This is a genomic window from Streptosporangium oxazolinicum, assembly GCF_039537505.1.
Taxonomy (GTDB): domain Bacteria; phylum Actinomycetota; class Actinomycetes; order Streptosporangiales; family Streptosporangiaceae; genus Streptosporangium; species Streptosporangium oxazolinicum.
On record NZ_BAABAQ010000005.1, the window covers coordinates 380,692 to 403,225 of the forward strand.

Consider the following 22,534-nt stretch of genomic DNA (forward strand, 5'->3'; position numbering starts at 1 on the left):
GGTGCATCGGTTAAAGTGAGCGCCGCGAGTCGAGGCGGAGGGGGAGACCGATGGGCGAGCCTGTGTCCGGTGCGGTGGAGTTGAGCGGCGTCGGGGTCCGGGTGGTCGGCCGTACCCTGCTGGACGACATCGGCTGGCGGGTCGGATACGGGGAGCACTGGGTGGTGCTCGGTCCCAACGGGGCAGGGAAGACCACGCTGCTGTCGCTGGCCGCCGCCGTACGCCATCCCACCGAGGGGGCCGTCACCGTGCTCGGCCAGCGGCTGGGCCGGGTCGACCTGCGGGAGCTGCGCCGCCACATCGGCCTCGTCGCGGCCAGCCAGCGGCTCGTCGACGAGGAGCTGCTGGAGGAGGAGGGGGCCACCGCGCACACCGTCGTCCTGACCGGCCACACCGGGACCAGCGCCCCGCTCTGGGACCGCTACGGGCCCGCCGAGCACGAACGCGCCCACCACCTGCTGGCCGACCTGGGCTGCAAGGACCTCGCGGACCGGCTGTTCCGCGTCTGCTCCCAGGGGGAGCGGGCCCGCGTCCGCGTCGCCAGGGCGCTGATGGCCGATCCGGTGGTCCTGCTGCTGGACGAGCCGTTCGCCGGGCTCGACCTGCCCGCCCGCGAGGACCTGATCACCGCGGTGGAGGACCTGGCGGCGACCCGCCCGGCGCTGACCACGGTCACCGTCACCCACCACCTGGAGGAGGTCCCGGCCACCACGACCCACGCCCTGCTGATGCGCGACGCCCGTGTCCAGGCGGGCGGGCCGGTGGCGGAGATCCTGACCGCGGAGAACCTGTCGGAGTGCTTCGGGCGCCCGCTGCGCGTGGATCACCTCGACGGCCGCTGGTCCGCCCGCGCGGTACGCGGCTGAGGACGGCGGCCAGGAGGCCGGACTCCTCCAGGCGGGGGTCCGCCCGCGCGGTACGCGGCCGAGGATCCCGTGCGGGGCGGGTGATCTGCGGGAAAAGCGGTGTTATGCGGGTGATCTTCCCGGTACGGTGTCACGCATGGCGACCAAGTTGAACCAGATCCTCGCCGTGGAGAAGGGCGTCAAGTCCGACACCCAGCGCAAGGTGACCGACGCTTACCACACGATCCAGAAGAACGCCCTGCTGTCGGGCCTCTCGCGGACCTACCAGCCCATCGACGACGAGGGCGAGCGGCTGCCCCCGGAGTCGACCCGGGTGCAGGTGCAGGGTGAGGAGCTGCTCAAGCAGGTGGGCGCCGCGCTCACCCGGTTGTTCGACGTCACCGCCACCAAGGACTGGGCCAACTGCTCCGCGCGGGCCGACGTCAAGGTCGACGGCTCCACCCTCCTGGAGGACGTGCCCGTCACCTACCTGCTGTTCCTGGAGAAGCAGCTGGTCGACCTGCACACCTTCATCGCGAAGCTGCCCGTCCTGGACGCCGCGGAGGCCTGGACGCTGGACCAGTCGACCGACTGCTGGCGGACCGAGCCGGTCAAGACGACCCGTACCAAGAAGGTGCCCCGCAACCACGTCAAGGCGGAGGCCACCGACAAGCACCCGGCCCAGGTCGAGGTCTACCACGAGGACATCGTCGTCGGCTTCTGGACCAAGGTCACCTTCTCGGGGGCCGTGCCGCAGAAGCGGGTCAACGAGCTCCTGGAGCGGGTCGGCAGGCTGCAGAACGCGGTGAAGTTCGCCCGAGAGGAGGCCAACGGCACCGAGATCACCTACCAGCGCGTCGGTGAGAAGGTGCTGGGCTACCTGCTCGGGTAAGATCACAGGACTCCCCGTTGGAGCACGGGGATGCGCGAAAGCGCGGAAGCTGAAACTGAACCGTCAGACTGACACGCGGCCACAGTGGGGGTTCGAGTCCCTCTCCCGGCACTCTCGGGCCGGGATAGCCCAACAGGCAGAGGCAACCGCTCACGCTCAGGCTCTCGCTCCAGATTCAGCATTCGCCGCCGGGCGCCGGATCGAACGGATACGGGCGACGATGGTCGAGTGCGGGTTCGAATCCCGCTGGACGCTCCACGTGCGTCTATAACTTAACGGCAGAGTGCGACCTCATCATGAGTGACCCGGATCCTTAAACGTGCCGGTGCCGCGATATGGCGGCACTCCAGGCCCCCGGGGAATGGATACTTCCCCGGGGGCCGTCGCCTTCCCGCCCGCGTCTCAGGGGGTAGCGCCGAGGGCCGGTCGTGTCCCCGAAGGGATCAGTCCTTCTTGCGCTGGCGGATCAGGCCCATGAACCCCGGGCTGGGCTTGAACTTCGCCGTCCAGGTCTCCGCGATCTCCAGCGGCTCCCCGGTCTGCGGGTTACGCCCGGTCCTGGCGGGCTTGTGCACGATCTCGAAGGACCCGAACCCGGGAATCGCCACCTTGTCCTCGGCCGCCACGGCCGTCTGGATCGTCCCCAGGATCGCGTCGAGAGCCGCGGCCGTCTGCCTCCGGGTGAGCCCGGCCTCGGCGGCGGCCTTCTCGATCAGCTCGCGCTTGTTCATGGGGCCTAGTTAACGCCATCACCGCCCGGTGAATCGAGCCCCGTCCTCCACTCGCCCGCCCCACGGTCCCCGCCGCGCGCGGGCGGCGCGGGTGCCCGCCGTTTCAGGTGGCGGGCACCCGTCCTCGTTCAGCGGTCGGGCCGGGCGGCCAGCCGTTCCGCCTCCGTGTGCAGTGCCTCGACGAGGATGAGCTCCAGGAGGAGATCTTCGTCAATGAGGCCGATCAGAACATCCATCGAGCCTCCCTGACTACTCGACGCCCCAGTGGTCGCGGAAGTTGACACGCGTACCGAACAAAACTCGGGCATGATCCGGCACCGGTCGTTCGTCCGTGCGGGGTTCGCCTACGCCGGGACCAGCTCCGCGAGGTCGACGTGCTCTCCGACCTCTCGGATGCTCATGCAGTACGCCACGAGGACCCGCTGTCCGTCGATTCGACGGGTGACCAGCAGACAGGGGCCGTCGTGGACCACGATCGCCTCAACCTCGATGCCCTGAGGGCTACGCCAGATACCCATGAGCCCGAGGCTACGGAGAACCGGGTAAGGGCGGGGTAACCAAACAGGCATATCGTGATGCACAGTACGTATATCGGGGATCTATCTGTGTGTCTTCCGATGATTAACCGGGTTGCTTTGGGTAGCAGGACGCTGGAATTACCGTCATCAGGGAGAAAACACCATGGCTTTGCCCAAGCTCACCCCCGAACAGCGTCAGGCCGCCCTGGTCAAGGCCGCCGAGACCCGCACAGCTCGCGCCAAGCTTCTCGCCGAGGTCAAGAACGGCGCGCTCAGCCTGGAGCAACTGCTTGGCCGTGATGACGACATCGCCAAGCGCATCAAGGTGTCCCAGGCGCTCCGGGCCCTGCCCGGAGTCGGGACGGTCAAGGCCGCCCAGCTGATGGAGCAGGCCGACGTGGACGAGGCGCGCCGTCTGGGAGGGCTCGGCACCCAGCAGCGCCGCAAGCTCATCGAGGCCGTCGGCCGCTGAGATGTCCCCGCCGTCCTCCGTCCGTCGTCCGCCGTTTCCGGGAGGAGAGGCTCCCGGGAGGCGGGCCGTGGACGACGAGGCCGTGGCGGAACACGTGACGTCGGGACGGGCCGGGGAACGGGAAAGGCCCCGCCGCACGGATCCGGGGGAGATCCATGCGGCGGGGCCTTGTCCGGCGAGCTCGTCCGGGCGCCGTCCCATGCCCTGGAGGTCGTCCGGACGAGCTCGGTCCGGAGGGTCAGTGAGCCTCCGCGAACTGCTGCTCCTCCGTCGAGCCCTTCAGGGCCGTGGTGGAGGAGTCCGGCGCGATGGCCGTGCTGACCAGGTCGAAGTATCCGGTGCCGACCTCGCGCTGGTGGCGGGTGGCGGTGTAGCCGCGCGCCTCGGAGGCGAACTCGGCCTCCTGGAGCCCGACGTAGGAGGTCATGCCGTCCTCGGCGTAGCCCCGGGCGAGGTCGAACATCGAGTGGTTCAGTGAGTGGAAGCCCGCCAGCGTGATGAACTGGAACTTGTAGCCCATGTGGCCGAGCTCGCGCTGGAACTTGGCGATGGTCGAGTCGTCCAGGTGCTTCTTCCAGTTGAACGAGGGCGAGCAGTTGTAGGACAGCATCTGGTCGGGGTACTCGGCCTTGATCGCCTCGGCGAACTCGCGGGCGACGTCCAGGTCGGGGGTGGAGGTCTCCATCCAGAGCAGGTCGGCGTGCGGCGCGTAGGCGAGGCCACGGGCGATGCAGGCGTCCACGCCGTTGCGGACCCGGTAGAAGCCCTCCGCGGTGCGGTCACCGGTGGTGAACGCCTGGTCGCGGGGGTCGACGTCGGTGGTGAGCAGGGTCGCGGCCTGGGCGTCGGTCCGTGCGATGATCAGGGTCGGCACGCCCAGCACGTCCGCGGCGAGGCGGGCGGCGCTGAGGGTCCTGATGTGCTGGCCGGTGGGGATGAGCACCTTGCCGCCCAGGTGGCCGCACTTCTTCTCCGAGGCGAGCTGGTCCTCCCAGTGCACGCCCGCGGCGCCCGCGGCGATCATGCCCTTCATCAGCTCGAAGGCGTTCAGCACGCCCCCGAAGCCCGCCTCGGCGTCGGCCACGATCGGCGCCAGCCAGTGCGGCGCGTCCCGGTCGCCCTCCGACCAGGTGATCTGGTCGGCGCGCAGCAGCGCGTTGTTGATGCGCCGCACGACGGCCGGGACCGAGTTGGCCGGGTAGAGGCTCTGGTCGGGGTAGGTCTGGCCGCCGAGGTTGGCGTCGGCGGCGACCTGCCAGCCGGACAGGTAGATGGCCTTGAGACCGGCCTTGACCTGCTGCACGGCCTGGTTGCCGGTGAGGGCGCCCAGGGCGTGCACGTAGTCCTCGGTGTTCAGCAGGTCCCACAGCCGCTCGGCGCCGAGCCGGGCGAGGGTGTGCTCCTCCTGGACGGAACCCCTGAGTCGAACCACGTCCTCGGCCGTGTAGGTCCGCTCGGCTCCCTTCCAGCGAGGGTTGGTCTCCCACTCGCGCCGCAGCTCGTCTGCGGCTCCCTTGAGGCGATCATTCATCGGTCAACTCCTTTTCGTCCCCTGGGTGGCCTACTTCGAGTGTGTGCCTCGACGAAACGGCCAAACAAGGTCGAGTCAAGCGAAAAAATGAAAATTCTTCTCTCAAAGTCAATACTCATCGGTATTTGGGTGAGAAGAAGTTAATACTTTTCTCTATGGACTAGACCAATCCTTGTGCTGGGGGCGGGCGGTCCGGGGAGGCGTTCCGGCGCGCGGGCGTGATGATCTTCGAATCGCCGGACCGGTCCCCGTCACGAGGACGGCCGGAGGGCGATCCGGGACGAGTGCGGCGACATCCGCCACGCGGCCCGCGGGGAGATGAAATTTCCTCGGAAATTTCGTTTAGCATCGGGTCATGGCATCTTTGGTAGGTGAAGAACCGCTTTCCTTGACGCAGGAGCTTGATCTCATCGCGTTCGGCCAGCGGCTGAGACACCTGCGCAAGCAGCGCGGCCTCACCCTCTCCGACCTGGGTGAACGCGTGAGCCGCGCGCCCAGCCAGCTCTCCCTGCTGGAGAACGGCAAGCGCGAGCCGAAGCTGTCGCTGCTGAAGTCACTGGCCGCCGCGCTCAACGTGCCGATCGAGGAGCTGCTCCGCAGGCAGGCCCCCAACCGGCGGGCCCAGCTGGAGATGGCCCTGGAGGAGGCGCAGCGCGACCCCCTGTACGCCGGGCTCGGCCTGGCCAGGCTGAAGATCTCCGCTCGCGTCCCCAACGACGTGCTCGAACACATCCTCGGCCTCTACGGGGAGCTGCGTTCACGTCAGGCCAGGGGGACCGCCACCCCCGAGGAGGCCCGCGCGGCCAACGCCGAGCTCCGCCGCAAGCAGCGCGAGCAGGGCAACTACTTCGCGGAGATCGAGCAGGCCGCCGCCGAGGCGCTCGCCGCGGTCGGCTACCGCTCGGGCGCGCTGTCGCAGAGCACCGTCCAGGCGCTGGTCAGCCACTTCGGCTACACCGTCCAGACGGTCCAGGACCTGCCGCGTACCGTGCGCTCCATCTCCGACCTGCGCAACCGGCGCATCTACGTCAAGCACGAGCAGGTCGGCATGCACACCCCGCGCACGATCCTGCTGCAGACCCTCGGCCACCTCTCCCTCGGTCACCACAGGCCCCGCGACTTCGCCGACTTCCTGCGCCAGCGGACCGAGGCCAACTACTTCGCCGCCGCGCTCCTGGTGCCCGAGGCCGCCGCCGTGCCGTACCTGCGGGAGGCGAAGAAGGACCGCGCGCTGAGCGTGGAGGACCTGCGCGACGTGTTCGCCGTCTCCTACGAGATGGCCGCGCACCGCTTCACCAACCTGGCCACCCACTTCCTCGACCTGGTCTGCCACTTCGTGCGCAACAACGCCGACGGGATCATCTACAAGGCGTACGAGAACGACGGCATCGTCTTCCCCGCCGACGAGCAGGGCGCGATCGAGGGCCAGCGCCTGTGCCTGCAGTGGTCGGGGCGCCAGGTCTTCCTGTCGCCCGACCGCTTCTCGGTCCATTACCAGTACTCCGACTCGCCCACCGGCACCTATTTCTGCCTCGCCCACGTCGACATCTCGCGCGAGCGCGACTTCGCCATCACCCTCGGCGTCCCGTACCGGGAGTCGCGCTGGTTCCGTGGCAGGGAGACCACCACCCGCACCAAGTCCGGCTGCCCCACCGGTGACTGCTGCCGCCGCCCGCCCGCCGAGCTGACCCAGCGCTGGGAGGGGTACGCCTGGCCCTCGGCCCGCGGCAACTCCCACATCCTGGCCGCGCTGCCGCCCGGATCCTTCCCCGGGGTGGACGAGGCCGACGTCTACACCTTCCTGGAGCGCCACGCCGCGGGCTGAACACGGGGGCCGGGCGTCATCCCGTGGGCGGGGCCGTCCGGCGCAGCGTCAGGGCCGGGTGGCCGTGGAAGCGGTAGGCGCCCGCGCTGTCGGGGTCCTGCGCACGCATGGACCGCAGCACCTCGGCCGGGGGCTCACCGGCGAAGCAGCGCCGGTAGAACTCCGGCGCCAGACCGCCGTCGGCGGGCCAGAGCGGGGCGACGACCCCGCTCGCGCCCGCGATCAGGAACGCCTGGGCGTCCCCCGGCTCCTCCAGGAAGACGAACGGGGCACCGGGCAGCTCGTAGCCCAGCGCCTCGGACGCGGACCCGCCGTCCGTGAAGTGGACGATGTCGGGACCCTGGCCGAGCACGCCCAGGACGTCGCCGAGCGCGGGGGAGACCTGCGTGGCGCCGTACTCCGTCACCAGCGGATGCGCCCGCGCCTCGCCGTACACCACCGCGACGCGGTCGGCCCGCGCGTTCACGGGAGGGGGCAGCTCGGGATGCCGCCCGCCGAGGGGCCAGCGGCCGGTCACCGTCTGGCAGTTCAGGTAGGGGGGCAGCGAGGGGTCGTACGGCTGCTCCAGCACGGCCAGCTCCCAGGGCACCTGCGGCTCCTGGGAGAGGATCAGCACGGTCGGGCGGCGCGGCGCCACCCGGCCGGCCACCGCGTTCAGCAGATCCCAGAAGCCCCACGGCACGCGCGCGCCGACCTCCCGTCCCAGGTCCTCGGAGAGACGGCCCCGCCCGGTCAGGTGCCGGCCGAACTCCGAGGTCCGGGTGCCGAGGTCGCAGCGCTCGGCCCGGTCGGGGGTGACGAAGTGCGGCGACTGGTAGGTCCACCACAGCCGCCCCGGCCTGTCGCCGTGGACGACGATCGCCGTGACGTCCGCGGGCTCGCCCATGAGAGCCGGGCGGATGCGGGTCCCCGAGACCGGCTCCAGCGCCTCGTGCCCGCCGAGGCTGCCGGGCGAGCCGTGGACCGTGACCGCCCGCAGGCCGAACCCGATCACCTGGCCGCGTACCGTGTAGGTGACCTGGATCTGCCGGGCGGCCTCCGGCTCCTCCTGGGCGAGGGCGACGAGGTTGACCACGGCGCGGGGGTACGGGGACGCCTCGTCGGCGCGCAGCCGCACCCGCCAGCCGCCGGGGGCGTCGAAGCCCTCGGCGACGATCTGGATGTCCAGGTCGATCGGCTCGCGCGGTATCGCGGTGTCGTTCCGTCCCTGGCCGGGGGCGACGCCGATCGTCGCCTCGGCGCCCCAGCCCGCGACCGCCTCGGCGGGAGCCTCGATCAGCGGGATCCCCGCCCACTCGGGCCCCGGCGCCGTGGCGGGCGGCTCCTTGCGCCGCCTGCGGAAGGCACCGGTCAGCCTGTCGAGAACCGAGGGACCCCGGTCCTCGGCGGGAGGCGGCGCGGCGGGGGGATCGGCCGGTGCCGGTGATGGTGTCGGTGTCGGTGGTGGCGCCGGTGTTTGGGGCGGGATCGGCGGCGCCTGCTCGGAAGCCGGTGCCGGACGCTCCTGCCCGCCCCCGTCGGGGAGCATCCAGTCGGGAGTGTGGGAGGCGGTCGGCGGGGAGTCGTCCGGACCCCACCCGGAGGGGTCCGTGCCGTTTCGCGGCGGCGCCGCGCCCCAGGAGGGGGGAGTGGGGCCCGCACCGCCCTCCTGGGGCGCGGCGCCCGGCCCCTGGGAGAGCAGGGGAAGCACCTGCTCGGCGGTGATGCCCCGCTCCAGGCTCAGCAGCGCGGTGAGCCGCTCCCAGGCGGGGCCGTACTCGGCGACGAGCATGATGACCGCGTCGGCCAGCTGGCCGGGGGGCCGGCTGCCCGCCTCGGCGAGCAGCGGATCCAGCCGGTCGCGAAGTTCGCCGGAGGCGCCGCCCATCAAGCTGTCAAGCTCGTCGCGGACGCCGCGCGCCGCCCGCATCACGGCTACCGGGTTCATGCCGTCCCCCCCTCGTTCCGGACTGGACCGATCTTCCCACCTGCGTGGCGGGGACGGGAGCCGGTAGGTGTCGGGAATCGGCGCCACATAGGGTGATACCCCTAACTACCGAGGTAATGGAAAGGGTGGGTCGTGCTGCCTGAGGTCGAGGCGTGGCTACGCGGGCGCACCTCATCCTCGGACGACTGGGCGCTGCCGGAGCTGCTGAGAGCCAAGGGTGAGACGACGATCAGTGTCGTGCTGCCCGCCCGCGACGAGGAGGACACGGTCGGGGAGATCGTCGCCGCGATCCGCCGCGACCTCGTGGAGGCCGTGCCGCTCGTCGACGAACTCGTGGTCATCGACTCCCGCTCCGTCGACGAGACCGCCGCACGCGCCGCGCGGGCCGGGGCGAGGGTGATCGCCCAGGACGAGGTGCTGCCCGACCTCAAACCGCTGGACGGCAAGGGCGAGGCGCTCTGGAAGTCCCTCGCCGCGACCTCCGGCGACCTGCTGGTCTTCGTCGACGCCGACCTGCGCGAGTTCCGTACGTCCTTCGTGACCGGGCTGCTCGGCCCGCTGCTCGCCGACCCTGCGGTGGTCTACGTCAAGGGCTGCTACGACCGGCCCCTGCAGAACGTGCAGAGCGGCGGCGGGCGGGTCACCGAGCTGGTCGCGCGCCCCCTGCTCAACCTGCACTGGCCACGGCTGGCCGGGTTCGTGCAACCCCTCGCGGGGGAGTACGCCGGGCGCAGGTCCGTGCTGGAGCGCGTCCCGTTCGTCACCGGCTACGGCGTGGAACTCGCCCTGCTGATCGACCTGCTCGACCTCGCCGGCCTCGACGCCCTGGCCCAGGTCGACCTGGGCCGCCGGGTGCACTCCCACCAGTCGACGGAGGCGCTCGGCGGGATGGCCGCCCAGATCCTGCAGACCTCCTGGTCGCGCCTGGAGCGCCAGAACATGATGGTCTCCCTGCACCGGCCCTCTCCCCGCCTGGCCCAGTTCCGCCGGGGCGCGAACGGCCACCAGGTGAGCGTCCGGGACGTCGCCGTCGCCGAACGCCCCCCGATGGTCACGATCCCGGCCTACCGGCCCGCCCTCTGACACGGTCCCGCGGAAGGTTCAGGACGCGGGCGAACGGTCACGAGGCCAGCAGTGACGCGTAGCGGTCGAGGTCGACGTTGCCCCCGCTGACGATCACACCGACCCGCTTCCCGCCCAGCTGGGCGGCGAGGCCGCGGACGGCGGCGAGGCCGAGGCATCCGGTGGGCTCGACGACGATCTTCATGGCGGAGCCGAAGAGCTTCATGGCGTCGACGAGGTCGGCGTCGGTGGCGGTGACGATGTCGTCGACCTCACGGCGGATGATCTCGAACGTGTGGGTGCCCAGCCGCTGGGTCTGCGCGCCGTCGGCGATGGTCTTCGGCGTGTCGATCTGGACGATGGAGCCCTGGCGCAGCGACCGCCGCCCGTCGTCGCCCGCCTCGGGCTCGACGCCGTACAGCGCGCAGCCGGGCGACAGCGCGCGGGCCGACAGCGCCGTACCGGAGAGCAGCCCGCCCCCGCCCAGGGGGACGAAGAGCGCGTCGAGGTCCCCGGCCTCGTCGAACAGCTCCTTGGCGGCGGTACCCTGACCGGCGATCACGTCGGGGTGGTCGTACGGCGGGATCAGCGTGAGACCGCGGTCGGCGGCCAGCGCGCGGCCGATCTCCTCCCGGTGCCCGGTGTAGCGGTCGTAGCGGATGATCTTCCCGCCGTACCCCTCGGTGGCGGCCACCTTCGACGCCGGCGCGTCGTGCGGCATGATGATCGTGGCCGGGATGTCGAGCAGCCGGGCGGCGAGGGCGATCGCCTGGGCGTGGTTGCCCGAGGAGTAGGTGATCACACCGGAGCGCCGCTGCTCGGGGGTGAACCGCGACAGCGCGTTGAACGCGCCACGGAACTTGAAGGCGCCCATCCGCTGGAAGTTCTCGCACTTGAACACCACGTCGGCGCCGACGATCTCGTTGATCCGGCGCGAGCGCAGCACGGGGGTGCGGTGGGCCCGAGGCGCGATGCGGGCGGCGGCGCTCAGGACGTCGTCGTAGGTCGGTGACGTCGGTGACTGGGACATCGGCTGCTCTCCTCGGTCGGCACGGCTACGGATCGGTCGGCACGGCTACGGACTCGAAGCCTGGCACTCCCGGCGAACGGGCGGGGTGCCGGGGTGCCGATACCGGCGCGTGACCGTTCGCGGGGTCGTGCGGCGGTGTCGTACGGCGGCGGTACGGAATCGGCGGGGACGGCGGCGACACGGCGCGTCGTCCGGTCTACCATCGGGTCGTCCGGCGTGACAGTCAGGCCGGACTCACCGGCCGGACGGTCCGGAAGGTGAGCGCGAAGCGGTGCGATTCTCTGTGTAGGTGGTGTTGTGGTGGCAGTCGGTACGATCCTTCGTTTCGACGAGGTGCGCGGGTACGGTTTCATCGCCGCTGTCGGCGGGGGCGAGGATGTGTTCTTCCACGCCAACGACTTCGGTGAGAGCAGGCATGTCGTCCAGCCCGGTCTGCGGGTGGAGTACGAGGTGATGGAGGGCGAGCGCGGGCTGAAGGTCTCGACCGTGAGCCTTCTGGACCCGCCGCCGGCCCGGCGGCCGGTCGCGGCCGTGGCCCCCTCGGCCACCGTCTCCTCGCAGGAGCTCGGCGACGACGACGGTGTGTGTGACGTGTTGTCGGCGAAGTCCTTCAGCGGGGCGGTGACCGAGCTGCTCATCGAGCACGCGCCCACGCTGACGGGCGCGCAGATCGGGCAGGTCAGGCACCGCCTCTTGGCGTTCGCCCGGTCCCACGGCTGGGTCGACGACTGAGACCGGCCGACCCCTCCTCGGCGGGCCGGGGCGACCCGGCCCGCGCGTCGGGGAACACCCCGCCCATGCCACGTCGAGCGGGTTGAGCAGGGGGAAGCAGCCCTGGTCGCCGGGGTCCCGGCAGCCGTCGCGCGTCCCGGCGCGGGTGCGGGACGGCGTGGCTCACAGTCCCCGACACTCTTCGGTTGGATGCGCCTCCAAGTTCTGTTCATATGGGACAAAAGCGGCTACTCTCGACGGGAATTGACCTTGGGTGGTGGGAATCGTCCGTGGTTCCCGTGGCTCGGTGGGCCTTCCCGTGAGAGCAGAGGTGGCGATGGCGCGCTGGTTGGGCCAGCTGCTCGTGCTGGTCGTCGTCGCCGGCGTCGCGTTGACCGCCCTCGCGACGCCCGCGTCCGCGCACGGCCAGCTCGCGATGTCGACACCGGCCAAGGACAGCACGGTGACCAAGCCGATGAAGTCGCTCGCGCTCTACTTCACCGAGAGACCCGCCCCGAACGCGTACTTCACCGTCACCACCCCCAGCGGCGCCCGCGTCGACGAGCCCTGGTCGCACGGGGAGCCCGAGCGCCTCGACGAGCCGGTCACCGAGTACAACCTCGTGGACGGCAACTGGCAGCCGAGCCTCTACCACACCGGGTTCCCGGCGACCGTCCCGGTCGCCTACTGGCCGGAGCAGGGCCTGTACGTCGCCCGCTACATCTCGGTCGCCTCGGACGGTGAGAAGGTCACCGGAGAGGTCAAGTTCACCTACAAGGGCCCGATGACGAAGGCGCCCAAGGGCTGGAAGGCCCCCACGAACGAGCCCGACCCCGGGCTGCTCACCACGGTGGAACCCAGCACCACCGCGCCGTCGGCCGGAGCGTCCGCGCCCGTCACCCCCCAGGCCACGCCGCAGGCAGCGGCCTCGGACGCGCCCCAGGCCACCTCGGGCTTCGACCTGTCGGTGTGGCTGCTGCCCGCCGTCCTCGTCGTCGGAGCGGGATTCATGGTGGTCCGGGCGGCACGGCGGCCGTCGCCCCGTGGCGCGGAGGTGCGGCGACGCCCCGCCGGGCCGCCGGGGAGACGGCCTCCGGGCCGGTCCGCGGCCGCGTCGCGCAAGCCGCGGGGCGCCAGGGCGGTCAAGACCGCGAAGCGACGCTGACCCGCCGCACCCCGGTCCCGCCGACGCGACGCAGACACCGTGCAGACACTACGCGGACAGCATGCCGCCCCCCGCACCGATTCCCCGTCCCCGCCCCCACGCCGGTTCGCCGCCCCTCGCGCCGGCCCGACACCCCCACCCCCCAGGAGAACAGTCATGAAGTCCCCCCTTGCCCGCCGTCGCCCGCTGCTCGCCGCACTCATGCTCGGCGTGACCCTGCTGATGGCCACGCTTACGGCCACGGCCTGCGGCTCGCCCACCGCGGCCCCCGGCGCCTCGACGGTCAAGGAGATCACGGTGACCATCGCCGGACGGCAGGTGACGCCCCCGCCCGGACGGATCGACGTGACCAAGGGCCAGACGGTGAAGATCACGGTGACCGGTGACGCGGCCGACGTGGCGCACGTCCACGGCTACGACAAGGCCGCGGACCTGAAGCCCGGCACCCCCGCGACGATCGAGTTCGTCGCCGACCAGGACGGGCTGTTCGAGGTCGAGACCCACGACTCGAAGCTGCAGCTCTTCCAGCTCGTGGTGCGCTAGGCCCGCGTGATGCTCCTGGCTCACGGCATCGGTGGGCGCCAGGACCTGCCGATCCCCTTCGAGGCCGCGCTGATCGGCGCGATCCTCGCCCTGCTGGTGTCGTTCGTGGCGCTGGGCGCCCTGTGGACCGAACCTCGGCTGGGCGCCGTCGCCCGCCACCCCCGCCCGCTCGCCTCCCTGGTCCAGCAGATGGTGTCCGCGCGGGCGTGGCCGTGGTTCTGGCGTGTGGCCGGGCTCGTCGCCGCGGCGTACTTCTGCGTGGGCCTGCTTTTCGGCCCCGACCGGGCCGAGAACCCCACCGCGGGGGTGTTCTACGTCCTGTTCTGGGTTGGCCTGGTGCCGCTCTCGCTGCTGTTCGGGCCGGTGTGGCCGGTCCTCAACCCGCTGCGGACGCTGCACCTGCTGGCCTGCAAGGGGCTCGGCCGCGACCCCGAAACCGGGTTGCGCCCGCTGCCGTCCGGGATCGGCTACTGGCCCGCCGCCGGCGGCCTGCTGGCCTTCGTCTGGCTGGAACTGGTCGCCCCCGAACGGGCCACCCTGCCGGTCATCGGGGCCTGGCTCGCCGTGTACGTCGTGTTCATGCTCGGGGGAGCGGTGACCTTCGGGTCACGCTGGTTCGACCACGCGGACGCGTTCGAGGTCTACAGCACCCTCGTCGGCCGGCTCGCCCCGGTGGCCAGACGCCCCGACGGCGTCGTGACCTGGCGCAACTCGCTCGACGGCATGGCCGGGCTCCGGCCGGTGCCGGGGCTGACGGTGCTGGTGGTGGTGCTCCTCGGCTCCACCATGTACGACAGTCTCTCCAACGCCCCGATCTGGGTGCGCCTCGTGCAGGAGAGTTCGGTGCCGGCGCCGGTCACCGGGACGGTGGGCCTGCTCACCGTCATCGGCCTGGTGCTCGCGGCGTACCGGGGGGCGACCGCGCTGGCCGGCCGCTGGGGTGCGGCGGAGCCGGGGACGACGGCGGGCGAGCTCGCCCACGCGGTCGTCCCGATCGCCGTCGGGTACGTGGTCGCCCACTACTACACGCTCCTCCTCCTCGAAGGGCAGCGGACCCTCGCCCTGCTCTCCGACCCGCTGGACACCGGCGCCAACTGGCTGGGCACCGCGGGGTGGACCATCCAGGCGGCCGGTACCTCCCCCGCCGGGATCGCGATGCTCCAGGTGACGGTCATCATCGTCGGTCACGTAATCGGCACCGTGCTCGCCCACGACCGCGCGCTGGCCCTGTTCCCACGGCGGACCGCCGTCCTCGGGCAGATCCCCCTCCTCGTGCTGATGGTGGTCTACACGGTGGTGGGCCTGTTTCTCCTCTTCGCGGGCTGACCGCCCCGCTACCGGACCCCCGCTACCGGATTCCCGCCACCGGCCCGGCGGGGGCCGGTGCCGGGGTCGGCCTCGGAGCCGGCGCGGCAGGCGCCGGGAGGTCCCAGGGACGCGGGTCCTCCTTGGAGGCCACCACGACCACCATGCTCATGTCCACCCCGGTGGACTTGACGATGTTCCGGGTCGCCGTGGCGTACCTGGACAGGATGACGACCTTGTTGCTCCGCACGTCGACATAGCGGACGCCCCCGGCGACCGGGTGGGGGGGCAGGGTCTCGTCGAGTTTCTGTTTGAGCGCTTTGAGCGTCGCCAGCGACGCGCGGACGACCTTGGCCCTGGCACCGGCGGAGACGATCCTCGGAACGTCGGTGGCGCTGGTGGTGGCGATCATGAGGGTCTGCGCGATGGTTCCGATGAACCAGGAGCCGCCGAAACGGTCGCCGAGCTCCTCGCGCAACCGCGCCTCGATCGGCGCCAGCCGGGCCTCGTTGAGCATCCGGGCCTCGGCCTGCTCCCTGGTGAGACCGAGGTCGCGCTGGAGCGCCTCGATGACTCCCGGCGGCGGGCTCGCCACGGCGGGGGCGCTCGGTGGTCTGGTCGCGGTGACGGAGGGGCGAGGGGGCGGGGCGGGCGCGGTGCCCGCCGTCCGGGGCGGGGTGACGGCGGGAAGGGTTGTCCGGGCGAGTGCGGCGCCTGCCGCCCAGTGCGCGGCGACGGCCGGAAGGGTCGTCAGGGTGAGCGCGGTGATCGCTAGGACGCACCCCGTGGTGGCGATGTGGCTGCGGGACATGTGATCTCTCCTCGGCCTCTTTCGAAGCGTGAGGGGGGAGGTCGCTCCACATCGCCGGTTGGTCGTGCGACACGGGCATCGCCACCTTAATGCAGCCGCCGTCGATCCCGGCCGCGAAAGCCGGGCGCCACGCGGGCCGGATGATCCCGGGTGGCGACGCCCCTGCTCGCCGCGGGTACGTTCCGGGCCGAGGTCAGCCGACGCGGAGCGGGAGCGTGCGCGGCCCGCGGACCTGGCCCGTCGCCCACGTCACCGCCGCCGGGTCGTCGAGGCTGAAGTCCGGGAACCGCTCCAGCCACACCTCAAGGGCGACCTGCAGTTCCATGCGGGCCAGGTGCGAGCCCACGCAGCGGTGGATGCCCAGGCCGAACGCGGCGTGCCGGTTGACCTCGCGGTCGATGACGACCTCGTCCGCCCGGTCGAACTGGGCCCGGTCGCGGTTGGCCGCCGGGAACGACAGCAGGATCCAGTCGTCGGCCTTCATGTCGACGCCGTTCCAGTGCATGTCCTCCTTGACCAGCCGCGCCATCGTGACCGGCGCGTAGGCCCGGAGGAACTCCTCCATCGCGGTCGGCAGCAGGGCGGGCTCGGCGAGCAGGCGCTCGCGGTCGGCCGGCGTCTTGGCCAGGTGCCACAGCGACGCGCCGATCGCGCTCCACGTCGTGTCGATACCGGCGATGAGCAGCAGCGCCATCGTGCCCGCCACGTGAAGCGACTCCAGCTTCCGGCCGTACAGCTCCGCGTTGACGAGGTAGGTCGTGAGGTCGTCGCGCGGGTTGTCGATGTGGTCGCGGATCTGCGCCAGCAGGTAGTCGAACAGTTTCTCCATCCGGGGAATGCGCTCCTCGGGCGGCAGGTTGATGCCCTCCAGCGCGTTCTCGACGAATTCCCGGAACCGCGGCCCGTCCTCGGGCGGGAAGCCCAGCATGTCGCCGATGACGCGCATCGGGATGTGCTGGGCGTAGTCACGGGCGGCGTCGACGACGTCCTGCCCCTCCAGCGCGTCGATGAGCGAGTGGCAGAACGCTCGCGTCGCCTGCTCCTGCTTGGCGACCACCGTCTTGGTGAACATCGGCAGCAGCAGCTTGCGCGCGTCGTGGTGGAAGGGCGGGTCGGAGGAGATCGGCGGTGTGCCGCCCACCGGCGCCGCCTCGCGTGGCGGCCGGAAGTTGCTCATGATGACCGACCGGGAGGAGAAGCGCTCGGTGTCGTAGGCGATGGCCGCGACGTCCTCGTAGCGGGTCGGCAGCCAGCCGCCGCCGAACCGGTCCGTGTGCGCGATCGGGCAGCGCCGCCGCAGGTCGTCCTGGATCGGGTACGGGTCGGCCGCCCACTCCGGCTCGGTGTGGGAGAAGTCGGTCGCCCAGTCCGAGACCGGCCCGGTGATCACCTCGTTGCGCACGCCGTCGGGGCGGTCTCGCAGCCTCTCCTTGAATTCCTGCTGGCCGAAGCGGTCATCGACCGTCATGTCGTGCCTCCTGGAGGATCTCGATCGTTCTTTCCGGACAGTTCGCCGCCGCCCGGCGCGCCGCCTGCTCCTCGCCCGGCGGTACGACGCCGTCGCCGACGACATGCCCGTAGCCCTCGTCGTCCTCGCCGAACAGGCCGGGGGCGAGGTCGTAGCAGCGACCGTGCCCCTGGCACCCCTCGGGGTTGATCTTTACTTTCACCGTGAAGCCCCCCTCTGTGGCTGCGGTATCGGCAGGAGCCGATGTCTGTTCCGCCGTACTCTCGGCGGGAGCCGGGGTCTGTGCCATCGTGTCGTTGGCAGTCGTGTCGTTGGCAGGGGCCGGGGTCTGTGCCGCCATGCTGTGGGCGGGCGCTGGGGTTTGCGCCGTCGTGTTGCCGGCGGGGGCCAGGGCGGTGACGACACGGGTGAGCAACGCGGCCCACTCCTCCTCGTCGACCGCGTGCAGGTCCGGTGTGACGAGCGCGCTGCCCATCGCGAGCAGCAGACAGAAATGCGACAGCGCGTCCGGCGACAGCGCGCCGTCCAGCTCGCCGCCGTCCTGGGCCACGCGGACGAGCCCGGCGAGCCACTCGGCGCGTTCGCCGAAGTAGTCGCGCATCGGCCGGGCGACGGCCTCGTCGCGGCGTGCCGCCACGAGTGCCTCGACGATGAGATAGCCGTGGGCGTCGCGCCGGCGCGGGAGCCCGCGGCCGACGACGGTCAGCAGCTCCGTGATCGGCCGGTCGGGATCGGCGGCGAACAGCTTGGCCAGCAGCTGCGGCCCGTGCGCGCGCAGCGCGGCCACCAGCAGCTCGGCCTTCGAGCCGAAGTGCGCGTACAGGGCGCCGTTGCTCACCCCCGCGGCCGCGGCGATGTCGGCCACGCGCGCGCCGTCATAGCCGCGCAGAGCGAAGGCCTCGGCCGCCGCTCCCAGCAACCGCTCACGTGTCTCGGCGGCGGTGACGCCTGCGATACGCCCCACACACCAATTAAAAGAACGTTCATTTGATATGTCAACAGTGAGTCTTTTCCAGGCTCCTGTGTGTCTGAGGGTCCTGAAGACGACAGTCCGTCACGGCAACTGGAAGCGGACATGAAGCGCGCAACCGACGGTGGTTGAAGCATGGCTGGCTTTGTTCGTGAGTTCCGGCACCAGATGTCGCTGAATTTTGGCACCAGCGGAATCTCGCCGATCTCGATGTTCGTGAGTTTGGACGCTACCCCTCGACGGGGGATACGTCTGTCGTCGGCCAGCGCGCCGCTCACGCACGGTGACGGGTGTCGGAGGCAGGACGCGCCCTGTCTGCGGCAGATCCGCATGGGTCAGAATGTGCCGATGACGATATCCATTGACGACTCCGGTCCGGTCCGGATTGTGACGGCCGTTCTTCGCGACGGCGATCGGGTGTTGCTGTGTCATCGAAGCGCCGGACGCCGTTGGTATCCCGATGTGTGGGACCTGCCGGGCGGTCATGTCGAGGAGGGGGAGGATCCGAAGGAGAGCCTTGTCCGCGAGCTTCGGGAGGAGTTGGGAATCACGGCATCGGAGCCGTCCGGCCCGCCGATGCATGAGGTCCGGACCGCGACGTTCGACATGCAGATCTGGTTGGTCGACAGGTGGGCTGGAACACCCGTCAACGCCGCGCCGGACGAGCACGACGCTGTGGCGTGGTTCGATACGTCCGACCTTGACAGCCTGCGTCTCGCCCATGAGTCGTATCTCTCGATGCTCACCGCCGTGCTCGTCACGTGACGTCGCTCCGGAGGCAGGGGGGGCGCTCATCGGTAGGACCGAGTTGGCGGTGTGTCAGGAGGCGGATTGGTGACGGCGAGCCCGGTGGGGATGAGCGAACGTGAGTACTTCGCCCATGTGGCCAAGTGGTTGGGCATGTTCGTGGTGGGATCGAGGCTCACTGGGGTCGAGGGCTTCCTGGACGGTTATGACCAGCACGCGCTGCGTCATGGAGGTCCTGGTCTGAGCGGCTGGCGGGAGTGGCTGGTCACTCGGCGGGGCCAGGACTGCGATCATGGCTGGCCCGGGCAGGTACGCCATATAGCTCTCCCCGACGGGTGGGAGCAGTGGGAACTGACCCTTGAGGAGGAGGCCAAGGTCATCCAGGTCCTGTTCACGCTGCTGGATGAATTCCTCACTGCCCGGGAGGCGTCGGACACCCGTGGTTCCTAGGCCATCGGGCGAGACAGGACGAGCCGACGCCGCAGCGTGTCGATCTCGATGATGATCACGGTGACCTCGTCGCCGACCTGAACCGCGTCGCCTGACACCTCTGGGGGCGGGGCGGTGGGATCGCTGAGGTGAATCAGGCCTTCGATGCCGTCTGCCACACGGACGAAGGCACCAAAGGGCACCACTTTGGTGACCGGGCCGTGCAACATCTGCCCCACGTGAACGCGGCGCGCGAACTGCTGGAACGGGTCCGGCTGGGTGGCGCGCAGCGATAGGCGGGCTTCGCCGTTATGGGTGTCGAGGACGAGGACTTCGCAGGTGACGTGCTCTCCCACGGAAACGACCTCGGATGGGTCCTCGAAGCGGTGCCAGGACAGCTCGGTCATGGTGATGAAGCCGACGCCGGGGAAGACGGGATGGTCGGGTCCGTCGTCCAGATCGACAAAGACGCCGAAGCGTTCGATGGCCGCCACGGTGCCGGACAGCCGCTGTCGCGGACGCAGTGACTTCAGATAGGCCCATAGCCGGGGGTTCTCGGTCACGGACCGCGAGAGCCGAACCCGTCGCCCGGGGAGATCAACGGCGATCACCTCGGCAGAGACCCGGCCGCCGACTTCTCGGAAATGTCAGTGCATGATCATACTCTTGCCGACCATGACCACCACTCGCACCGTCTCGTTCGACCTCCGGGTTTCCTACGGGCAGGCATATCTCGTCGATGACACTGACGACAACCCGGGCTACGCCACTTTTACCGATGACCATCCCGATCACCCCGTCGGAATCATCCGCGTCGAGGACGGCGCCGCTCTCTTGCTCACGGGCACACACCGGCACCCTCGTTTTTTCGGCAACCATGGCCGACCACGACCCGGGAGTGAACACCAAACCGTGTTCGGATCGCACTGTCACTTTGAATGTCGTTCGGGCGACCTGAATAGATGCCGATCAAAATGACAGTGCCCAGGCCGACCCCAAGCCTCACTGCCGTGTTCGGTAACGCCAGACAGCTCCCGTTGCCCAGAGGCGTTGAAACCGGCAGTACGGCACGCGAGCCGGCGGTGCGCTGGCACGGCGGCCGCGGCGACCAGGCGTGGTCTGGGGCGCCGCGGCCGGCTCAGCGGCCGTGGGCCCAGATCAAACCGCCGCGGCCGGAAGGTGCCGTGCCGACCGCCCAGACGGAACCGGTCTCCGGCTGGATGGCGAGGTCACGGACAGACGCTTTCCGGTTCGGTGGAGCCGGAAAGGTGCCCGGCTCGACGCTGTCGGCGCCGATGCGCAGAAACCCGCTGCCTCCGCCCCTGGCGTCGTAGACGATCCAGGCCCCGCCTCTGCCGTCGGGCTCCGCCTGGGCACGAGGCTGGATGCCCGGTTCGGTGCGGACCTCGAAGTCGAAGCCGCCCAGGTAACCCGAGAGCAGCAAAGTCTCGCCGCAGAAGGGGCGCTTCGCACCGCCGCACGGCCAGGCGACCCAGCCGACGGCCATCACCCGGCCGGTCTCACCGTCGACCGCGACATCCGTCAACTCCGAGATCTGGCCCGAGCGCGCGGACGGAATGGCGGGGAGCGCGACCGTGCGCCAGGCAGTGCCGGTCCAGCGGGCCAGAGCCGCCATGCCCCGTACCGAGCCCGCCGCCCACTTGCCGTCGAGGCCTTTGACCACGATCGGCGTGTCGACCTTGCGCCACACCGACCCGGCCAGGCGCCGCAGCGTGGACCGCGCCTTCCACCCGGCGTCACCAGCCGCGGGGAACGTGTTCGAGTTCTCGATGACCCACAGGTTCTCGCCGATGGCGTACGCCTGATCCACCCGGCCATGGCGCCATCGCTTGACCTGCCAGCGCTTGCCGTCCCACCGGGCGTACCGCGAGGCGCCGAACGCCCAGACCCTGGTGTCGGACGCCGACGTCAGCCGCTTCACCCGGAAGCCCGGCCCGGTGACCCGCTTGAAGGCGGACCGGCCGCCCTTGAGCAGGAGCGACTCGGTGCGACTCGATCCGAGATCCGGACGCCTCGTCCCGGCGACCCAGACCGCCCCACCCGGCGTCACCGTCACCGCGTCGTAGGAGTCGCGGCGCTGGTCATGGACGACGCTCCACTGACCGGCCGGTGCCACGGCGTGGGCGGCGGCCGGCCCGGCGGCGACGAACAAGGCGACGGCCGCAGCGGTGCCGCGCGACAACATTCCCATAAGGATGAGACGCGTCTTTCCAGGGAAACGTTTACGTGCGGCGGGGCGGGAGGTGGTGAGATCCGGACCTGTCGCTCGACCGTCTCCGCCGGGCGCGAGGGTGACGGGGCGAAGTCCCGCCCTTGCCGATCAGCTCGATCGCGGTCGTGCGCGGCACGTGGGAGACCTGGGCGGCGACATCCGGATCCGCTGATCCCGGGGTGGTCGCCGACGAGCTCTCCGATCAGAAGGAGGGCGCGAGCCGGGGGTTCATGGCGTCGCGCCTCCTCGTGAACCGCGGTCAGAATGTGGCGATCGGGTTGACCGGGCTGCCGGACGTACCGGCGAAGCGGACCGGCGCGACCGCGAGGTGGAAGTCCCACTGGCCGAGCTCGGCGGCCGTCGTCGCGCACGCCTCCAGGTCGCAGTTGTCGAGCATCCACAGACCCATGGCGACGAGACTCACGGCGTGAACCGGCATCAACACGTCCTCGTACCCCGATGGCTGAACGTCCTGGGGGGTGTCGGCGCCGATCAGCGCGACCTCCCGTTCACGCAGCCACGGCAGGCAGGACGCGTGCCATCCGGCCTGCGTGAAACCGCTGACCGCACCGGTCTCGTGCCGGGCGCGGCCGTAGCCGGTCCGCAGGAGCACCGCGTCGCCGGATCGCACCCGCACACCCTGGCGACGCTCGGCCTCCTCGAGATCCTCGGGAAACACACCCTGCCCCGGTTCCAGCCACGGCACGTCCCGTACGCTCGCGATGTCCAGCAGGACACCACGCGTGATGATCCCGTTCGCCGCCGCCGTGACGGACGCCCACGCCGATCCCGTCGCGGCGTCGACCAGCGAGTGCGACCGCCCGTTGTACATCGTGCCGTCCCAGAAGATGTGGCACGGCGAGTCGATGTGGGTGAGGGTGTTGCCGTGGAACGTGATGCCGAGCCGCTCGGACGAAAAGCCCCAGCGCCGGTCGTTGTGGAATGCGGACACCGGCATGTTCTCGGCACCCGGCATGTCGGCGGCGCACGGGCACGTCGTCGTCGACCGCTCCATGTCCTCCGGTACGGCGACCTCCCACGCGCACGACACGCTCCTGCCGTGGCGCACGGCCCGCGCCGCCGCCAGCCGGACGTCGTCGGTGATGTGGTTCAGAGTGCCGAGCTCGTCGTCGTCGCCCCACCGTCCCCAGTTCGACAGCGTGTCGAAGTATCCGAGCACGTCGTCCTGTGTGGGTATCGGTCGCCCTGCCGTCATCCCAGCATCGACTCCTCCGGTCACGTGATTCGAAGCACCGCAGGCAGGGTATCCCGCTCGCTCCTTTCATATGACCTCGCCGGGGCCGGAGAGACGGTGTGAG

At 70.6% G+C, this 22,534-nt stretch carries 22 protein-coding genes; 11 read left to right on the plus strand and 11 right to left on the minus strand.

Annotation, left to right across the window (positions count from 1 at the left end; translation table 11 throughout):
- Positions 1–50 precede the first annotated feature (50 nt).
- Both ABD817_RS16985 and ABD817_RS16990 read left to right on the plus strand, forming a co-directional pair.
- On the plus strand, positions 51–866 hold the full coding sequence (locus ABD817_RS16985) for an ABC transporter ATP-binding protein (RefSeq protein WP_344918907.1): 816 nt from the start codon (positions 51–53) through the stop codon (positions 864–866).
- 136 nt (positions 867–1,002) lie between these two features.
- Complete coding sequence (locus tag ABD817_RS16990; RefSeq protein WP_344918908.1) at positions 1,003–1,737, plus strand: DUF7873 family protein; 735 nt, start codon at positions 1,003–1,005, stop codon at positions 1,735–1,737.
- 443 nt (positions 1,738–2,180) lie between these two features.
- On the opposite strand, the gene ABD817_RS16995 is transcribed toward ABD817_RS16990, so the two are convergent.
- Together ABD817_RS16995 and ABD817_RS17000 are read right to left on the minus strand one after the other, a co-directional pair.
- Positions 2,181–2,468 carry an HU family DNA-binding protein gene (locus ABD817_RS16995; RefSeq protein WP_030909250.1) on the minus strand — a complete coding sequence of 96 codons (288 nt, stop codon included), beginning with the start codon at positions 2,466–2,468 and terminating at the stop codon, positions 2,181–2,183.
- Positions 2,469–2,812: 344 nt separating this feature from the next.
- Positions 2,813–2,986 carry a hypothetical protein gene (locus tag ABD817_RS17000; RefSeq protein ID WP_344918909.1) on the minus strand — a complete coding sequence of 58 codons (174 nt, stop codon included), beginning with the start codon at positions 2,984–2,986 and terminating at the stop codon, positions 2,813–2,815.
- 163 nt (positions 2,987–3,149) lie between these two features.
- Between ABD817_RS17000 and mihF the strand changes: the two genes are divergently transcribed.
- Positions 3,150–3,458, plus strand: coding sequence for an integration host factor, actinobacterial type (mihF, locus tag ABD817_RS17005; RefSeq protein ID WP_344918910.1), 309 nt, complete (start codon positions 3,150–3,152; stop codon positions 3,456–3,458).
- A 238-nt stretch (positions 3,459–3,696) separates the two neighbouring features.
- Here the strand turns inward: mihF and aceA are convergent, their stop codons facing one another.
- The gene (gene aceA, locus ABD817_RS17010; protein WP_344918911.1) at positions 3,697–4,989 is read right to left on the minus strand and encodes an isocitrate lyase; all 1,293 of its coding nucleotides are present in this window, start codon (positions 4,987–4,989) and stop codon (positions 3,697–3,699) included.
- A 355-nt stretch (positions 4,990–5,344) separates the two neighbouring features.
- Between aceA and ABD817_RS17015 the strand changes: the two genes are divergently transcribed.
- Positions 5,345–6,814 (plus strand): helix-turn-helix domain-containing protein, encoded by a 1,470-nt coding sequence (locus ABD817_RS17015; RefSeq protein ID WP_425583369.1) that lies wholly within the window; start codon positions 5,345–5,347, stop codon positions 6,812–6,814.
- Between the two features lie 16 nt (positions 6,815–6,830).
- Here ABD817_RS17015 and ABD817_RS17020 read toward each other — a convergent pair whose 3' ends face one another.
- Complete coding sequence (locus ABD817_RS17020) at positions 6,831–8,741, minus strand: hypothetical protein (RefSeq protein WP_344918913.1); 1,911 nt, start codon at positions 8,739–8,741, stop codon at positions 6,831–6,833.
- 132 nt (positions 8,742–8,873) lie between these two features.
- Here ABD817_RS17020 and ABD817_RS17025 point away from each other — a divergent pair, with 132 nt between their 5' ends.
- Positions 8,874–9,824, plus strand: coding sequence for a glucosyl-3-phosphoglycerate synthase (locus ABD817_RS17025; protein WP_344918914.1), 951 nt, complete (start codon positions 8,874–8,876; stop codon positions 9,822–9,824).
- A 37-nt stretch (positions 9,825–9,861) separates the two neighbouring features.
- Here ABD817_RS17025 and ABD817_RS17030 read toward each other — a convergent pair whose 3' ends face one another.
- Positions 9,862–10,833, minus strand: a complete 972-nt coding sequence (locus ABD817_RS17030; protein ID WP_344918915.1) for a threo-3-hydroxy-L-aspartate ammonia-lyase — start codon at positions 10,831–10,833, stop codon at positions 9,862–9,864.
- A 300-nt stretch (positions 10,834–11,133) separates the two neighbouring features.
- On the opposite strand from ABD817_RS17030, the gene ABD817_RS17035 reads away from it, so the two are divergent.
- From ABD817_RS17035 to ABD817_RS17050, 4 genes are all read left to right on the plus strand, one after another.
- Positions 11,134–11,565, plus strand: a complete 432-nt coding sequence (locus tag ABD817_RS17035; protein ID WP_344918916.1) for a cold-shock protein — start codon at positions 11,134–11,136, stop codon at positions 11,563–11,565.
- 316 nt (positions 11,566–11,881) lie between these two features.
- On the plus strand, positions 11,882–12,709 hold the full coding sequence (locus tag ABD817_RS17040) for a copper resistance CopC family protein (RefSeq protein ID WP_344918917.1): 828 nt from the start codon (positions 11,882–11,884) through the stop codon (positions 12,707–12,709).
- A gap of 156 nt (positions 12,710–12,865) precedes the next feature.
- A complete protein-coding gene (locus ABD817_RS17045) occupies positions 12,866–13,252 on the plus strand; it encodes a cupredoxin domain-containing protein (protein WP_344918918.1) in 387 nt (128 codons plus the stop codon).
- A 9-nt stretch (positions 13,253–13,261) separates the two neighbouring features.
- Positions 13,262–14,578: a hypothetical protein gene (locus ABD817_RS17050; RefSeq protein ID WP_344918919.1), complete on the plus strand. Its 1,317-nt coding sequence runs from the start codon at positions 13,262–13,264 to the stop codon at positions 14,576–14,578.
- A 22-nt stretch (positions 14,579–14,600) separates the two neighbouring features.
- Here the strand turns inward: ABD817_RS17050 and ABD817_RS17055 are convergent, their stop codons facing one another.
- The 3 genes from ABD817_RS17055 to ABD817_RS17065 all read right to left on the minus strand — a co-directional run bounded on the left by ABD817_RS17055 (position 14,601) and on the right by ABD817_RS17065 (position 17,800).
- On the minus strand, positions 14,601–15,368 hold the full coding sequence (locus ABD817_RS17055; protein WP_344918920.1) for a S1 family peptidase: 768 nt from the start codon (positions 15,366–15,368) through the stop codon (positions 14,601–14,603).
- A 193-nt stretch (positions 15,369–15,561) separates the two neighbouring features.
- Positions 15,562–16,836 (minus strand): cytochrome P450, encoded by a 1,275-nt coding sequence (locus ABD817_RS17060; RefSeq protein WP_344918921.1) that lies wholly within the window; start codon positions 16,834–16,836, stop codon positions 15,562–15,564.
- Positions 16,823–17,800, minus strand: a complete 978-nt coding sequence (locus tag ABD817_RS17065; protein ID WP_344918922.1) for a TetR family transcriptional regulator — start codon at positions 17,798–17,800, stop codon at positions 16,823–16,825. Before ABD817_RS17065 ends, ABD817_RS17060 begins: the two co-directional genes overlap by 14 nt.
- Positions 17,801–17,941: 141 nt before the next feature.
- On the opposite strand from ABD817_RS17065, the gene ABD817_RS17070 reads away from it, so the two are divergent.
- Both ABD817_RS17070 and ABD817_RS17075 read left to right on the plus strand, forming a co-directional pair.
- On the plus strand, positions 17,942–18,571 hold the full coding sequence (locus tag ABD817_RS17070; protein ID WP_344918923.1) for an NUDIX domain-containing protein: 630 nt from the start codon (positions 17,942–17,944) through the stop codon (positions 18,569–18,571).
- A gap of 90 nt (positions 18,572–18,661) precedes the next feature.
- Positions 18,662–19,003 carry a hypothetical protein gene (locus tag ABD817_RS17075; protein ID WP_344918924.1) on the plus strand — a complete coding sequence of 114 codons (342 nt, stop codon included), beginning with the start codon at positions 18,662–18,664 and terminating at the stop codon, positions 19,001–19,003.
- On the opposite strand, the gene ABD817_RS17080 is transcribed toward ABD817_RS17075, so the two are convergent.
- The 3 genes from ABD817_RS17080 to ABD817_RS17090 all read right to left on the minus strand — a co-directional run bounded on the left by ABD817_RS17080 (position 19,000) and on the right by ABD817_RS17090 (position 22,431).
- Positions 19,000–19,545 (minus strand): S1 RNA-binding domain-containing protein, encoded by a 546-nt coding sequence (locus tag ABD817_RS17080; protein WP_344918925.1) that lies wholly within the window; start codon positions 19,543–19,545, stop codon positions 19,000–19,002. The two genes, ABD817_RS17075 and ABD817_RS17080, sit on opposite strands and share 4 nt — an antisense overlap.
- A 575-nt stretch (positions 19,546–20,120) precedes the next feature.
- Positions 20,121–21,188, minus strand: a complete 1,068-nt coding sequence (locus ABD817_RS17085; protein ID WP_344918926.1) for a hypothetical protein — start codon at positions 21,186–21,188, stop codon at positions 20,121–20,123.
- Between the two features lie 286 nt (positions 21,189–21,474).
- Positions 21,475–22,431, minus strand: a complete 957-nt coding sequence (locus ABD817_RS17090; protein ID WP_344918927.1) for a cyclase family protein — start codon at positions 22,429–22,431, stop codon at positions 21,475–21,477.
- Positions 22,432–22,534: the final 103 nt, after the last annotated feature.

Excerpts from the sequence above, each read along its gene's own strand:
- ABD817_RS17070 (WP_344918923.1), top strand. The coding sequence starts at position 17,942 with ATGGCTGGCTTTGTTCGTGAGTTCCGGCACCAGATGTCGCTGAATTTT.
- aceA (WP_344918911.1), bottom strand. The coding sequence starts at position 4,989 with ATGAATGATCGCCTCAAGGGAGCCGCAGACGAGCTGCGGCGCGAGTGG.
- ABD817_RS17015 (WP_425583369.1), top strand. The coding sequence starts at position 5,345 with ATGGCATCTTTGGTAGGTGAAGAACCGCTTTCCTTGACGCAGGAGCTT.
- ABD817_RS17055 (WP_344918920.1), bottom strand. The coding sequence starts at position 15,368 with ATGTCCCGCAGCCACATCGCCACCACGGGGTGCGTCCTAGCGATCACC.
- ABD817_RS17000 (WP_344918909.1), bottom strand. The coding sequence starts at position 2,986 with ATGGGTATCTGGCGTAGCCCTCAGGGCATCGAGGTTGAGGCGATCGTG.
- ABD817_RS17090 (WP_344918927.1), bottom strand. The coding sequence starts at position 22,431 with ATGACGGCAGGGCGACCGATACCCACACAGGACGACGTGCTCGGATAC.
- ABD817_RS17045 (WP_344918918.1), top strand. The coding sequence starts at position 12,866 with ATGAAGTCCCCCCTTGCCCGCCGTCGCCCGCTGCTCGCCGCACTCATG.
- ABD817_RS16990 (WP_344918908.1), top strand. The coding sequence starts at position 1,003 with ATGGCGACCAAGTTGAACCAGATCCTCGCCGTGGAGAAGGGCGTCAAG.
- ABD817_RS17060 (WP_344918921.1), bottom strand. The coding sequence starts at position 16,836 with ATGACGGTCGATGACCGCTTCGGCCAGCAGGAATTCAAGGAGAGGCTG.
- ABD817_RS17030 (WP_344918915.1), bottom strand. The coding sequence starts at position 10,833 with ATGTCCCAGTCACCGACGTCACCGACCTACGACGACGTCCTGAGCGCC.
- ABD817_RS17085 (WP_344918926.1), bottom strand. The coding sequence starts at position 21,188 with ATGTTGTCGCGCGGCACCGCTGCGGCCGTCGCCTTGTTCGTCGCCGCC.
- ABD817_RS17075 (WP_344918924.1), top strand. The coding sequence starts at position 18,662 with ATGAGCGAACGTGAGTACTTCGCCCATGTGGCCAAGTGGTTGGGCATG.
- ABD817_RS16985 (WP_344918907.1), top strand. The coding sequence starts at position 51 with ATGGGCGAGCCTGTGTCCGGTGCGGTGGAGTTGAGCGGCGTCGGGGTC.
- ABD817_RS17020 (WP_344918913.1), bottom strand. The coding sequence starts at position 8,741 with ATGAACCCGGTAGCCGTGATGCGGGCGGCGCGCGGCGTCCGCGACGAG.
- ABD817_RS17040 (WP_344918917.1), top strand. The coding sequence starts at position 11,882 with ATGGCGCGCTGGTTGGGCCAGCTGCTCGTGCTGGTCGTCGTCGCCGGC.
- mihF (WP_344918910.1), top strand. The coding sequence starts at position 3,150 with ATGGCTTTGCCCAAGCTCACCCCCGAACAGCGTCAGGCCGCCCTGGTC.
- ABD817_RS17050 (WP_344918919.1), top strand. The coding sequence starts at position 13,262 with ATGCTCCTGGCTCACGGCATCGGTGGGCGCCAGGACCTGCCGATCCCC.
- ABD817_RS16995 (WP_030909250.1), bottom strand. The coding sequence starts at position 2,468 with ATGAACAAGCGCGAGCTGATCGAGAAGGCCGCCGCCGAGGCCGGGCTC.